At 41.8% G+C, this 13,594-nt stretch carries 11 protein-coding genes; 3 read left to right on the forward strand and 8 right to left on the reverse strand.

What is annotated here, in order from left to right:
- Positions 1–12 precede the first annotated feature (12 nt).
- Positions 13–528: a Crp/Fnr family transcriptional regulator gene (locus ACHSBP_RS17200; protein ID WP_395389751.1), complete on the reverse strand. Its 516-nt coding sequence runs from the start codon at positions 526–528 to the stop codon at positions 13–15.
- 307 nt (positions 529–835) lie between these two features.
- Here ACHSBP_RS17200 and ACHSBP_RS17205 point away from each other — a divergent pair, with 307 nt between their 5' ends.
- The gene (locus ACHSBP_RS17205) at positions 836–2,458 is read left to right on the forward strand and encodes an endonuclease (RefSeq protein WP_395389752.1); all 1,623 of its coding nucleotides are present in this window, start codon (positions 836–838) and stop codon (positions 2,456–2,458) included.
- Positions 2,459–2,560: 102 nt separating this feature from the next.
- Here the strand turns inward: ACHSBP_RS17205 and ACHSBP_RS17210 are convergent, their stop codons facing one another.
- Entirely contained in the window at positions 2,561–3,619 is a 1,059-nt protein-coding gene (locus ACHSBP_RS17210; RefSeq protein ID WP_395389753.1) for a Kelch repeat-containing protein, read from the reverse strand.
- Positions 3,620–3,874: 255 nt separating this feature from the next.
- Positions 3,875–4,111 carry a glutaredoxin domain-containing protein gene (locus ACHSBP_RS17215; RefSeq protein ID WP_010558272.1) on the reverse strand — a complete coding sequence of 79 codons (237 nt, stop codon included), beginning with the start codon at positions 4,109–4,111 and terminating at the stop codon, positions 3,875–3,877.
- 63 nt (positions 4,112–4,174) lie between these two features.
- Here ACHSBP_RS17215 and ACHSBP_RS17220 point away from each other — a divergent pair, with 63 nt between their 5' ends.
- A complete protein-coding gene (locus ACHSBP_RS17220) occupies positions 4,175–5,104 on the forward strand; it encodes a cupin domain-containing protein (RefSeq protein WP_395389754.1) in 930 nt (309 codons plus the stop codon).
- Between the two features lie 3 nt (positions 5,105–5,107).
- Here ACHSBP_RS17220 and ACHSBP_RS17225 read toward each other — a convergent pair whose 3' ends face one another.
- Positions 5,108–5,575 carry a YHS domain-containing (seleno)protein gene (locus ACHSBP_RS17225; protein WP_395389755.1) on the reverse strand — a complete coding sequence of 156 codons (468 nt, stop codon included), beginning with the start codon at positions 5,573–5,575 and terminating at the stop codon, positions 5,108–5,110.
- A 132-nt stretch (positions 5,576–5,707) separates the two neighbouring features.
- Entirely contained in the window at positions 5,708–6,505 is a 798-nt protein-coding gene (locus ACHSBP_RS17230; protein WP_395389757.1) for an ion transporter, read from the reverse strand.
- 207 nt (positions 6,506–6,712) lie between these two features.
- Between ACHSBP_RS17230 and ACHSBP_RS17235 the strand changes: the two genes are divergently transcribed.
- On the forward strand, positions 6,713–7,486 hold the full coding sequence (locus ACHSBP_RS17235) for a hypothetical protein (RefSeq protein ID WP_395389758.1): 774 nt from the start codon (positions 6,713–6,715) through the stop codon (positions 7,484–7,486).
- Positions 7,487–8,044: 558 nt separating this feature from the next.
- Here ACHSBP_RS17235 and ACHSBP_RS17240 read toward each other — a convergent pair.
- From ACHSBP_RS17240 to ACHSBP_RS17250, 3 genes are all read right to left on the reverse strand, one after another.
- Positions 8,045–10,291, reverse strand: coding sequence for a TonB-dependent siderophore receptor (locus ACHSBP_RS17240; protein WP_395389760.1), 2,247 nt, complete (start codon positions 10,289–10,291; stop codon positions 8,045–8,047).
- A 379-nt stretch (positions 10,292–10,670) separates the two neighbouring features.
- Entirely contained in the window at positions 10,671–11,459 is a 789-nt protein-coding gene (locus ACHSBP_RS17245; RefSeq protein WP_395389762.1) for a hypothetical protein, read from the reverse strand.
- Between the two features lie 297 nt (positions 11,460–11,756).
- On the reverse strand, positions 11,757–13,379 hold the full coding sequence (locus tag ACHSBP_RS17250) for a chitinase (protein WP_395389763.1): 1,623 nt from the start codon (positions 13,377–13,379) through the stop codon (positions 11,757–11,759).
- Positions 13,380–13,594: the final 215 nt, after the last annotated feature.

The raw sequence follows: 13,594 nt of genomic DNA on the forward strand, positions 1-13,594 counted from the left end.
GATAACCCAAAATTATTTTAAATCTTTTTTAATGCGACTTAGCTGAGTTGGGGTAATACCTAAGTAACTGGCGATATGATACTGGGTTAAGCGGTTGATTATTGGGTTAAACTCTTCCAAGAAATTTAAGTAACGTTGTTTTGCTTCAAATTGCAAATAGCCGATTTCTTTTGGCTCTTTTTCAAGTAGCCAATGGGTTTCAAGGTAATTAATATGAAATGCCATCAACTCATTATTTTCAAATAGCGCCTGACGAAATTGCTTAAAATCTATTTCTAAAATCTCGCTTTTTTCGAGGGCATCAATTGCCATAAAACTAGACTTATTAGTAAGTAACGCCGTCATACTGCCGGGAAAGCGCCCTTCAGCAAAAAAGGTTTTATTAAATGCATTGCCTTGCTCGTCAATAACATATGCGCGCATCAAGCCACGGTGCAAAAACGCAAAGTGGCTAGGAGTTTGGCCAATTTCATACAATACTTCGCCCTTTTCTACCGTGCGTAATCGCGTGCAATTTTTATAAGCCAAAAACGCTTCTTCGCTAAGAGGATAATAGTTGTTTAACGTGGTTTTAAGGTGAGATATTGCATCCAAAACAAATACAGCCAAATCGAAAAAGTAACGCCAGTTTACCTAACGAACGCTAAAGCGTTAAGCCATTGTTTATAAATAAATGACGCTTATTAATTTGTGGCTCCACTACTTGGCAGCAATGCATTAAACCATCTCAATTCGCAGTAATCTCAAACGCCAACTTTAACATTATTGTAACAAATTTCATTTAGCTTATACTGCTGGTTGATTTATCGTCAAAAACACGCTTAAAGGACACACTATGATTTACGGAAAATGGCAAAAGCTACTGCTTGCAAGTAGCCTAATGAGTGTTGCAGGGGCGAGTTTCGCTACTGTAAACAATGGTGATTTTGAAACTTGGACAAGTAACACACCAAGTGCTTGGTCTACTATTGATAGCGGTATTACACTTGCACCAGAAAGCAATATTGTAAAGTCGGGCAGTTATGCCGCAAAAGTAACGGTAAATACCGCATCGCAAAGTAGCACAGATATACGTCAAAGCGTTGCTGTTGAAGCGGGTCAAACCTATCAATTTTCTACTTGGGTTTATCATACTGAAGGCGGCATAAAAGCGCGCTTAGTTGTTGATGGCTATCAAAATTATTCTAATGCAGCCGTTACACAACAATGGCAGCAAATAAGCTACCAATACACTGCATCAACAACCACAAACATTGATGTGGGTTTGCGTTTTTATGATGTAAGCGGGTTTGATGGCAGCGAAGTGGTTTATATTGATGCCTTTTTACCTTCTTCAGGCAGCACACCACCAAGTACTGGCTGTAACGATCATAGCGTATCACTGTCGCTACAAACCGACAGCTACGGCGAGGAAACAAGCTGGCAAATCACTAATAGCCAAAACAATGTAGTTGAATCTGGTAACGGGTATCAAGCAAACACCCAATACAACCAAGATATGTGTTTAGCATCAGGCGACTACAGCTTCACCATTTTTGATAGCTATGGCGATGGCATTTGCTGCAACCACGGTAATGGCAGTTACAGTTTAACCAATGCAAATACAGTGTTAGCAAGTGGCGCAAGCTTTCAAAGCGCTCAAACAACAGCGTTTACACTTGGCGGTTCATCCGACCCTGAACCTCCAACAACGCCAACAGGTTATTATGCATCAACCCAAGGGTTAACAGGTTTTGCGCTAAAAACCGAGCTATACAATATTATCAAAAATCATAATTCACGTGGCTACTCAGCTATTTGGGGATTTTACGATAGCGCATCACGCGATAAATATTTCGAGAACGACAACACCATTCTCGATAGATACTCTGAAAACCCAACTGGGCAAGATAGCTACAATTACATTGCTGTTACCAACCAGTGCGGCAGCTACAATAGCGAAGCCGATTGCTACAACCGCGAACACTCTTTCCCGAAAAGCTGGTTTGGTGGCAAAGTAGAACCAATGAATTCAGATATTCACCATATTTTTGCAACCGATGGTTATGTCAACGCAAAACGTGGCAGCTATCCATTTGGTGACGTCAGCAGCGCTAGTTTTGTGTCAAACAATGGCAGTAAACTCGGTAGCGCTGCCTCATCAACAGGCTATAACGGTACTGTATTTGAACCGATTGACGAGTTTAAAGGTGACTTTGCACGCGCCTATTTTTACATGGCAACGCGTTATCAAAACGTGATTGGCTCATGGCAAGGAAATAGCAGCAGCGCCAATGATGTGCTAAATGGTACAACTAATCAGGTATTTGAAAACTGGGTAGTGGCACTTTTATTAAAATGGCACAACAATGACCCTGTAAGCCAACTTGAACGCGACCGCAACCAAGCGGCTTATGATTACCAAGGTAACCGCAACCCATTTGTCGACCACCCTGAATTTGTTGATATGATTTGGTAAAACGCCATTTTTCACGCAACAAGTAAAAGCAAAAAAAAGCTAACGTATTCCGTTAGCTTTTTTCTTTAAAGTATGAGCACTAGCAGCTCAAATCCGCCGCATTTACTGCGCCACAGACGCGGCTGTTATCACTTTGTTTGTTGTTTCTTGTGGCCCAACATTTGTTGCACCACCAAGAATATAAAGATGACCTTTTAGCGTAACGCTACCGTGTCCATGAAGTGTGTTGGGTAAACTAGCAAGTGCCGTCCACCTATCAAGGGTTGGGTCGTATTGCCATATAGAATCAAGCGCCTTGCCAGCGCGCCAATCACCATTATTTGCAATGACTTCGCCGCCTGTAACAATGATTTTATCATCTATCACACTTGCCGAAAGCCCAGCAGCGGCAACGGGTAACGGCGCAACCTCAGACCACGAGTCGGTGCTTGCGTCGTAAACTTCTACGCTGTTAAGTGCTTTCGCATCTTGCCCTGAAGTGCGCCCGCCAATGACGTAAATTCTATCGCCAATTACCGCGCTTGCGGCCGAATTTCTGGCTATCGTGGGCGGTTTTGCTTGTCGCCAATACGCATTACTCACTAACACATAATGCGATGTGCTATCGATGTGTTTGCCAGTGTCAGGTGACAACGTTTTACCACCAATTACATGAATATTTTGCGAAACATTAGCATAAACCGACTCAGCCAATGGGATCGGCAGTGACGCACTTTTACGCCAACGCTGCAAGTTACCATCTAGGCGAAATACCGAGCGCTGAATTTGCCAAGCATTTTCTTTATTGCCAGTAAAACCACCAATGGCATATAAGTAATGATGATTACTTACCATTCCGAGATGATGTCTGGGCTCAGGTAAATCAGGCGCATTTTGCCAACGCGCTCGGGCAGGATTTAAAATAAATACTTTATCACTTGGCCCTAAACCAAAAAAAGAGGGTGTTTTAGAAGGCGTAAAACCGCCGCCGACCACAATGCGTTCTTCAAATACCGCGGGATAAATTTCTTGTAACGCAATCGGTAATTCAGGCGCATCAAGCCACTGTATTTGCTGCGTAGTTTCAGTTGGAGAATTGGCTTGGTTTGCAGCAAGTGAACTGCTAAATAAAGCCATAGAAGAAAGTAGTAATAACATGTGACCGGCAGAAAAAAGACGCATCTAAATTCCTTAAAAAGTGTTCTGTAGTTTGTACGTAAGCAACCAACTACAAGTTCATCTGTAATCAAATGATTAATAACTAGAATTAGTTAGAAAAATACAGATATTTGTCACTTTATATTAAGCCGTAATTGAGATCTAGCTAAATCTAAACCCACTAAAGAAAGGTCATCAGTTAGGTACTCAATAAATACAAAAACGACAATATTAGCGAGTGCGAAGCTCACTAATATTGCCGCCCCATTACACATTAACCTACAAGGCGTGTTTAGTAAGGTAAGCTTTAAAGTCATCACAACCGCCAATATGCTCACCATCAATAAAAATTTGGGGAACCGTTTTACGACCACTTAACAACACCATTTGCTTAAACTCATGCGAGTTATGGGTGACATCAATCTCTTCATATTGCCAATTCAAACCATCCATCAATGATTTCGCCGTTTTACAGTAGGGACAATAATCTTTCGCATAAATCTTAATCTTGCTCATTGGGGGGATTCCTGTTTGATTAAATTTCAATACCAAGTTTAAATAGGGGCTTACTCTAAGAACATGTCGCATCTGATTAAATTTATGTCTGAAAGTCCGAATATTTACCTAAATGATCCCGATCCGCTCAGCGTATTGCTAAAGCGTTTGTCGTTAAACGCCGAAGTGTATGTAAACGGTGATTTTTGTGGCACGTGGGCAGTCGATACATCAGGCAGTCGGCGAATACCATTTCACCTGATTGGTAAAGGTGAAGCGTGGCTACATATGGGCGATGAAAAGCACAAGTTAAACGCCCGCGATTTGGTTATTTTCCCGCACGATCATCAGCATATTATTGCCAGCAGCGCAGCAACACCTCAGCCGCATTTAATCAATGCGCCAATGAGTAATGATGGCGAAACCACCAATATGGTGTGCGGTTTTTTCGAGTTTAAAAACACCCTTATTAATCCATTATTAGATGCAATGCCAAGCGTTATTCATTTGCCTGCAACACCCAATAACAGTAAAGCCCTTACCCTCATTGATTTAATGATAATGGAATTAAGTGAATCACGCGCTGGCTGCTACACGGTTGTTGATCAGCTTGCCTATTTATTGTTTGTTGAAGTGTTACGCGTACAAGTAGAAAGCAACAAACTGCAAAGCGGCTTATTGGTTGCGCTTTTTGACTCACGTATTGGCAGCGCGTTAAACGCTATTCACCAACAGCCAGAGCATAACTGGAATTTGGCCCAGCTTGCAGAAAAAGCCGCCATGAGTCGCTCTAATTTTGCCGATAAATTTAGCAAGTTAGTGGGCAGTAGTCCGATGAATTATTTAATAAAATGGCGGATGATCAACGCGCGAAAATTACTGATCACGAGCGATTTAAGCATTGCCCAAATTGCAGAGCAAAGCGGCTATGAATCTGAAGCCGCATTTCGTAAAGCATATAAACAACATCAAGGGCACGCACCTGGCAGCGTGCGAAGTGGTGCCCAAAGCTAACAATCAAAGCTCGCTTGGGTTAGCTAGTTCAACCGTTGGCCATAAGTTATTTGCTTCGGAAATATGTTTAGGTACGGCTTTCGCCCATGCTTGGTAAACATCTTGATTTTTATTTACAAACAATTTGCCATCAACAATTTCAAATGCCTTTCCGTCTATTTCAAACTTTTTACCAAAGGTCATGCCGTAGGCACAAAAACCACCATATTGTGGTGCGTATTTTTCTGGGTTTTGTGTAAATAAATCACGATTTTCGGCAGATTTAAAACGATAAATTGCATCGTTATAAACGGCGGTAAAATCGGCACTACCTAACACCGGCTTGCCTTCAGTAAAATAACCAATCACATCGTGACCCGCTAAAATTACGCCGTTATTGTCGGTTTCTGTGTCGTAGCCTGCTTCAGCAAAGCTCGAAAGGCCAATAAAAGCTACTGCTAAAATTGTTTTTAATGAATGAGAAAATGTCATAACACGTGCTCCTAATGCGTTTTTGTTAATGCATAGAAATGATACGTACACTCATTTAGTCAAACTATATCCAAAAAAACTGAAATTATGTCCGAAAATCCGAACCTCACTTTCAGCTTTTTTGGCGGGTGGTTACTGTTTATTGTTGATTAAGGCGTCAATTTTTGCCTCAAGGCGCAATATATCTTCTTTGGTGGCAAAGGTTTGCTCTGGCTTACCTTCTTCTTCGTGCATTACTTGCATTGCATCAACAATAATACCAATAAACAAGTTAAGCACCGCAAAGCTGGTGATAATGATAAACGGCACAAAGAACAGCCAAGATTGCGGGAACAGCTCCATAGTTGGGCGCACAATCCCCATAGACCAGCTTTCTAACGTCATTACTTGAAACAAGGTGTAAGCCGACGCACCAATACTGCCAAACCATTCTTGCATATTCGCATCTGGGTGTTGGCCAAACAGCTTAGTAGCAAGTACCGCGTAAACATAAAAGATAATACCCAGTACACCAATTACCGACGCCATACCTGGCAATGAGTGACCCAGCGCACCAATTACACGGCGCATTTGTGGCACCACCGAAAACAGCCTTAACACCCGCAAAATCCTAAACGCACGCAGTACAGACATCGCCCCACTGGTTGGTGCCCACGAAATTGCCACAATTAAAAAGTCGAACCAATTCCAGCCGGATTTAAAAAAGTGCAGCCGATACACAATCAGTTTAAGTGCCAGCTCTATGGTAAATATGATTAAAATAATAAAATCTAACGCGTGCAGTATGTTTGCGTTTTGCTTACCAAACTGTGTAGTTTCCAAACCTAAAGTAACGGCATTAAATAAAATAACCGCCACTAAAAAGTTATTGAACAGCTTATTTTCAACTAAGGTTGTTAACTTAGAAAGAAAGGGATTTGTTGATTCCATTTAAGTGTAAATTTATAAACTAATTTATGATTTGCATAATCTGGTTTTAAAAGACGTTTTTCAAGCCTCAATCTAGCAATAACAAGCAAATACAACCATTGCCACCAGCTTAAGTATGCCGAACATTTTAGGTATAGTAATTCCATCTTTCAGCATTTTGCAGTAAGCTGCTTCAACGCCAGAAATAAGTAACAACATTAGGAGTACGTGTTGAATAAACGAATTGAACCTGAACTATTTGGTAGTACGCCCGACCTAGATCAGGTTGCGCAATCAAAAGAGCCGATTGCACAATCGAGTAAGCAAGCGCCAAGCGCGCCGCAAAACGTACCTGACACACCTGCCGTTAAAAAAAGTAGCAATGTATTTACCTGGCTGGGTGCTATTTCCATTATTGCGTTAGCAGCAGGTGGATACACACTTTACCAACAAAATCTTGAAACCCAAGCTCAGCTTGCTGCATCAAATCAACGCATTGCTGAATTAGAAAGCGCACTTTCAGCAACAGGCGAAGAAATGGGTGAATCGGCAGGCGCCATAAAAGCCAAGGTAAGCGCACTTAGCAAACGTACCGACGAGCTTTGGACACAAATGGACAAGCTTTGGGCATCTGCGTGGCGACGCAACCAATCTGAAATTAAACAGTTAAAAGATCAAGCTAGCGACATCACTAAAAACCAAAAAACAGCGCAAGCAAATGTTAGCTCTGAACTTAAAACACTGTCGCAAAACCATACTGAACTCACATTAAAGCTATCGGTACTTGAAGAGCAGCAGCAAGCAACTAAAGCACTTAAAAATCAATTAGCTGCAGTGAATACCGAACTTGACCAAATAAAGTCTAAATCACAAGGCCGCGACGCCAAACAAGTTGAAATTGGTGGCAGCATAGCCGAATTAGAAATGACGCAAAATGCACTCGCAGAACAGTTACAACGTTTAGAGAGCAAGCTTGCAGCAGCAAAGCCAGCTCAGCTTTAACGGATCAAGCAGACAAAGGGCCAACGCATAGTTTGGCCCAGCTATATAAACAAAATTAAGTTGCTTTAAAGGAATTGCTGCGACTTGCACAAAGGCTGATGTTCCTAACTTATACAAATTCCGATACAAGCAAAACGATACTTTAAAGTTGCCACATCAGTATTTAAAAAATAGGGTTTACTCTAAGCCAATACTTGAGTTATCCCTAGCTCAAACGAATAGTCTAGTCTCGCTATTTTGTACCACTTACCTAAACATCTATCGCGTTCAAAATTCTCAACTTGCTGAGGCATGCCAAAGCAACATACAGTGCAGAAGCAAAAAAGCGCCTATCAGGTTTTTCATTTGTATTTATTTAATATTAGGGTGGTAAGCTAAAGCTAACCTTATTTATGCATATAGCTTGCAGAACCTCTTTTATTTCCAAGTAATCGGTGAATAATGTGATTCTGTGAGTCGTCAATTTACAGCGGGTTACAAAGTCAAATTTGAGTGGATAAAAGGGCATTTACATGCCCTTTGAAGTGTTAGCATAATTACGTTAACAGTATTTAGCTGCTAAAAGCGATATTTTACATTCGCTGTAATTGTGCGTTGTTGACCATAGAAGCAATCGCCACGGTATAAGCAACTTGTGACCACTGTTTTATCAGCAACATTATCAACGTTTAAGCTAATGTCGAAATTGTTGAACTCATAACCAACCATCAGATCAAACACAGTATATGCATCTGTAGTAACTGCTGTGTGTAACGTTTGGCCAAGTGCTTCAATTGTGCGGCTCCCGTCAAAAGTTTCACCCACATAACGCATACCAGCACCTACTTTCAGCCCAGGTAAAAAGCTTTCAGGGCGATAAGTAGTCCAAATATTAAATAAATGCTCAGGCACTGCGGCAAGTGAAGCTGAATCAGTTATAAGTTGATTTTGCAGATATGTTTGACCTTGTAAAATTAAGCCAAGTAGCTCTTCTTTAGACTTATCTGAGGTATTTTGTTCTGAATCAGTGTAGGCATAGGCTGCGTACACATCAAACTCATTGAACTCTAACTGCGCTTCTAATTCAATACCTTGAATATCAGTTGAGCCATCTTGAACTTCATGATTTGGTGCGATACTGCGCGGTGCATTCTTTTGTGTTATGTCGAACACAGATGCTGTGATCAGGTGTTCTGTGCCCTTCGGCTGATATTTTATTCCCGCCTCAAGTTGCTCACCTTCACGTGGTTTGTAAGTACCATACTTTACTTGGCCATTTTCGTCTAAGCCATCAGGGCGTGAGCCATATTGAGGTAAGAATGATTCTGAATAACTCACATAAGGTGCAATGCCGTAATCTTCAAAGGTATAAAGAATGCCTAAACGACCTGTAGTTGCTGATTGCTCGTCTTTTACAGCTCCAGCAGCATCGCTTTTTGTTTCAACTTCATCGTAGCGAAGGGCGGCGTTTACGATAAAGTTGCCAATTTCCATGCTGTCTTGGAAGTAAATACCAATTTGCTTATCGTTTTGCCCTGGTGTGTCTGGGATCATATCGCCCGTCGGCAAGAAGCCAATTTGGCCATAAACTGGGTCGTATAAATCAAGCGAAGTATCTACGTCGATACCGACAAACTGCTTGATAGACGCTGGTGTAAGGTATAAACGATCTGTATCAGTATCTGCGCTTTGGTAATCAATACCAGTTACAATCGTGTGACTAACCATGCCTGTATCAAATGCACCGCGTAGTTGTAGGTCCGTTGTGATTGAATCTGCAACAGCATCACTTAAGCTAAAGTTACGCACAATCGAACGTTTGTCTTCTTGAAGCTTTGGTGGCCATGCATACATGGTGCGATATGTTGCCTCAGAGTCCATTTTACGCGCCGACCAATGAACGGAGAACATATCATTGATGTAGTGATCTACGATTAAAGTAACAGCTTTTTGTTCTGTATCGTACTGATCCCAGCCTGGTTCGCTAACAAAACGTTCACTTGGAATTTGACCATACTGTGCAGAGTTAATTGTACCTTCGTGCGGGAAGAACTGTGTGCTTGAGCCCGATTCATTCTTTTGGAAGTTGGTTAGTACCGTTAAACTCGTGTTGTCAGTAACATGCCAAGTTAGGCTTGGTGCGAAGAATAATGTATTGTCATCAACATATTCTGTTTGCGTTTCGCTGTCGCGGTACATAGCTACTGTGCGTACTAGCACATCTTCATTGCTATCAACTGCTGTATTAAAATCAAATGCAAGCTGCTTACGATCAAAATTACCAAGTTGAGCCCAAATTTCGCCCGATGTCCCCTGCTTTGGACGCTTACTCACAGAGTTAATAATACCGCCTGTTGAGCCTTGGCCATACAACATCGATGAAGGTCCTTTTAGGATTTCAATACGCTCAAAGTTATATGGGTTTGGACGTGCATTATTGTAATAACCAAACATCATCTGTAGACCATCTAAGTACTGAACAGGCGCAACACCACGAATGTGGGCCCAGTCACCTCGTGTATCAACACCATAAGGTCCATTATAAACACCAGCAACATAGCCAATCGCATCTTGAAGTGTTTCGGCGCCTAAATCAGCAATACGCTTCTCGGTCAATACCGATACTGATACGGGCGATTTCACAATCGGTGTGTCCGATTTAGACGCTGACGCAGAAACATACGAGATAAGCCCTTTAGGACTTACCGTAATAACTTCCATTTCTTCTTTTGTAGATTGAGTTGCTTCGTTAGCGATTGCATTAGCCGAAAGAGCGATACTGGTCGCCAATAATAAATTTGGGTACTTAAACTTAAAACTATTCATAGTTGATCACGTAATTGTAAGTAGTTGAGTAAGATGAATTATCAAGCGCGAATATTACAGTTAATGGAAACCATTCTCAATACTGTTTGCAATTACTTTTTTGTGAAAAGTACTTTTTCATCATCAAATTTAAAACATCAATGATTATTAAATAGCATGTTTTAATTTGATAACGTTCGTAACTAAATAGCCAACGCTAAAATACTACGCAAATTTTAAAAGTTGGCTCTCTTTCAAATACAAACCTGAATCCAATACACGTAGGGCTATAAAATAATGAATAATTAAATTTTTAGGCGCACGTTAAATAAAACCTAAAAAAAAATCATAGACTTTTAAATCGAAAAAAAGCGCTAATAGCAGATTCGAAGGTAGTTAACTAACCCTTTTCTAAAAAATCTGGTTGGCCGTTATTATTTTTATCTTGTTTACTTTCTTGCTTGTCGGCAGTGCCATCACCGTCTGAGTCGTCATCTTGCCAGTTAAATTGGCCATCATTATCAGCGTCAAGCAGCTTTACTGAGCGTGCTAACAAATACTCTAAGCCATCAATAATGCCATCATTATCTTGGTCGTTTTTATTTACATCACTCATTAACCTGCGCTCTTTTCGGTCGTCAAAGGCATCGACATCTGTGTCGTGGAATACGGTAATTTTATAGCTTAAATCATCGCCACCCGCATAGTTGTTATCCGTTACGCTTAGCTGATAACGACCCGCTTTAAACAATTGAAAGTGAACAACATAGGTGCCATCTTTTGAAAATGGCTTCATAACATAGCTATCGATAACCAAGCCATCGGCATTTGAAATATACACTTGTGGAGAAAAGCGCTCTGCTTGTGTCGTAAAAAACGCAGTGATCATCGTTCCTTCTGACGCATCAAAGCCAAATAAGTCCCCTTTATCAACACGCGACGAAATTGTGCCAGCAGCAATAAAGCCATCATCTAGTTTCGCTGGTGTCGCAATGCCTGGGTTATCATTCGGCTCTTGCTCAATAAATACCGGATAGTGATGTTTAGTTGCATCAAATGGGTAATCATCAATCACATCCAGTATATCGTCACCGTCAGTATCTTTTTCATACCAAGACGTCTCGCCACAGCCGCTCAGGACCATAGTTGCAATAAAGAAAAGACCGAACGGTCGCAAATTGAAAGGCATAATGCGCATCCTGCGTTAAAAAGAAATATGAGTGACTAGGGTACACCGAAAAAGTACACTGTAAAAATATATTTATAAAAACAATACCCTGGATATTTTCTTTATATATTTAAACGTTAATTGATCGCTTTTGAAAATCATAACGTTTAATTAAATGAAGGGTCGATAAGGTGTAGCCCACCTTTACTAGCCAAGTTAATTACCCCTTCGCCATGTGAACAAAAAAGCGCACTCATGTATGTGCGCTTTTTCATTTTTGGTTAATTTAAATTGGCTAATTGCTTCAAGCCGGCTTAATTACTGCCATGCATTACTGGTATCTGGTTGTTCACCCTGATTCCACCATTTTGCCGTGTAGGTTTTGCCTTCAAACACCGCTTTATCGCCGCCAACATAAACTGCTGTTGATTGCCACTGTGCAACCGTTGTTGGTGGCTCGACTGGCGGCTCAGCAGGCGGTTCGCTGGGTGGCTCTGTTGGCGGAGTTACCTCACCAATTAACTGCCATGGACCACCCGCGCTTGGTACATCACCTTGTGTCCACCATTTTGCTTGGTATTCAGCGTTTTGATACACCACTTTATCGCCTTGAACATAAACCTTATCCGCAGACCAAGCGTTGCCTGTTGATGGCGGTTCGACGGGATCGGGCAAGGTATCAACTAACCTTACTTCAGGCCAATTTGCGTGTGAGGCATAGAAATTAGTTACGCATTTTTCATAATCGCCCGGTACCAATGCCGAATACGCCGTTTGATATGCCACTAATTTACACTCAAATGCATAACCACCGGGTCTATCTGCGTAATACGCCCAGTCGCCTTCCCAATTGGTGTAAAGCACATCGGTTGCGCCTTCTAAATTTAAGCTGCCATACGGGGTTTGTTGCCAACACGTATTTTCTTCATCCATTTCAATCGGTATTTGATAATGCGCTGAAAGCCCTTCCCAGTAGCGAATACGATTTACCGGCTGGCCTTTATCTTTATTTTGTGCACCACATTCAATGCCACCATTAATAATATTGATGGTAGTGCCAAAACCGTACCCGATCCCTGCAGATGTTTCGCGCTCTGACGGCGTCCATGTGCGATCTATCACATGTAACATTGCCGGTTTGGGCGCTTGTGGCGTTAAGAAAAACCAAATCGCCGAGGCTAAGTTTAACCATGAGTCTGCAACCAGTGCTGGGTTATTTAACAGTACCGTGGCATCACCATTAAACATCGCTTCTGAGAACGCGCCATAGTTAAAATGATACGACAGCTGTTTTGCACCGCGACCAAAATAGCCTTGATTTGGTGCACATGGCCAGCGGCGATTTTGCCAGTCATTTTGACCACACCCCGTGGTGTAACCGGGTTGCCCTTCAGACCAGCCCATTTCTCTTACGTGTACAAGCGCTTGTTGCCATTCTTCCAAACCTTGCGGGTTATCTGAGGTATTGTCTTTTGCAATATGGCCGCCCGTTTCTTGGGCAAAGTGGGCAAATGCGGTAACGATTGATCGTTGACAAATCGCATCGGCATCACGTCCACCGCTATAATCACCACAAAACGCTGGGAACTTACCAATTGCGCGTAAAAAACGCGTGTAGGTATACTCAGGTGCAGCCATTTGAGTTAAAAAGTCCCATTGCGCCTGACCAAAAACCCGCTCTGCACGCTTTACATTGGCGGGGTTGCTAGCGGCATTTGGCACAATCGCCTCAACTAACGTGTTATCAGCGGTGCGTAGCGCATCTGACCAAATTGCGTACATTGGATTTGCGGTTTTAGTTTGCGCCGCAGTCGCTACTTCGCTTTTTAATAGCACATAACCATTGGGGTTTTGTGGGTCGGGTTGCACATTAAGTGCGTGCGTCGCAAGTGGTGTTAACAGCGCTAAATTTAGCGCCAACGCTAACTGTGTTTTTTTCATTTTTCTGCCCTTATTGGTTAACCTCAAGTGGAGATAACGAATGTGCTTCTAACGGTTACTTTTACTGGCTTAACCGTAAAATGTGTTGGCAATAAATTCACTCTTAATGCTCGCTATTGTTTCAAGGGCTATGCCTTGAATTTTGCAAACACTTGTCGCAAGCGCTTTAAAACAGCTTTATCTATTTCAAACTTATGTACTTTCACTATTTGTTA

Origin of the sequence: Pseudoalteromonas sp. XMcav1-K (assembly GCF_044005875.1) — a bacterium.
Taxonomy (GTDB): Bacteria; Pseudomonadota; Gammaproteobacteria; order Enterobacterales; family Alteromonadaceae; genus Pseudoalteromonas; species Pseudoalteromonas spongiae.

Bases quoted from the DNA above. Each gene is read 5' to 3' on its own strand.
- ACHSBP_RS17245 (WP_395389762.1), bottom strand. From the start codon at position 11,459: ATGCCTTTCAATTTGCGACCGTTCGGTCTTTTCTTTATTGCAACTATG.
- ACHSBP_RS17215 (WP_010558272.1), bottom strand. From the start codon at position 4,111: ATGAGCAAGATTAAGATTTATGCGAAAGATTATTGTCCCTACTGTAAA.
- ACHSBP_RS17210 (WP_395389753.1), bottom strand. From the start codon at position 3,619: ATGCGTCTTTTTTCTGCCGGTCACATGTTATTACTACTTTCTTCTATG.
- ACHSBP_RS17205 (WP_395389752.1), top strand. From the start codon at position 836: ATGATTTACGGAAAATGGCAAAAGCTACTGCTTGCAAGTAGCCTAATG.
- ACHSBP_RS17220 (WP_395389754.1), top strand. From the start codon at position 4,175: ATGTCGCATCTGATTAAATTTATGTCTGAAAGTCCGAATATTTACCTA.
- ACHSBP_RS17230 (WP_395389757.1), bottom strand. From the start codon at position 6,505: ATGGAATCAACAAATCCCTTTCTTTCTAAGTTAACAACCTTAGTTGAA.
- ACHSBP_RS17240 (WP_395389760.1), bottom strand. From the start codon at position 10,291: ATGAATAGTTTTAAGTTTAAGTACCCAAATTTATTATTGGCGACCAGT.
- ACHSBP_RS17250 (WP_395389763.1), bottom strand. From the start codon at position 13,379: ATGAAAAAAACACAGTTAGCGTTGGCGCTAAATTTAGCGCTGTTAACA.
- ACHSBP_RS17225 (WP_395389755.1), bottom strand. From the start codon at position 5,575: ATGACATTTTCTCATTCATTAAAAACAATTTTAGCAGTAGCTTTTATT.